The organism is Flavobacterium difficile (assembly GCF_011392115.1).
Classification (GTDB): domain Bacteria; phylum Bacteroidota; class Bacteroidia; order Flavobacteriales; family Flavobacteriaceae; genus Flavobacterium; species Flavobacterium difficile.
On record NZ_JAAJBT010000031.1, the window covers coordinates 1 to 255 of the forward strand.

Below are 255 nucleotides of genomic sequence, written 5' to 3' on the forward strand. Positions count from 1 at the left end.
ACAAGACAACACAGTTGGTTTTGGAGATGTAAACGCTAACCCAACAGCAGACTTTGATGGAGATGGACTACCAAATTATTTAGACTTAGATTCAGATAATGATGGATTGTCAGATGTTGTTGAAACAAGCAACGGAGCATTAGATGCAAACAACGATGGAGAAATAGACGGTGCTGATACAGATGGTGATGGTATTTCAAATGCAGTGGATGCTACAAATGGCTTTGGAGATGTTGATGCAGCAGATACACCAGT

At 40.4% G+C, this 255-nt stretch carries 1 pseudogene; it reads left to right on the top strand.

The features are described from left to right. Positions 1-255 (top strand): annotated as a pseudogene (locus G4D72_RS13635) (hypothetical protein); the annotation flags it as partial.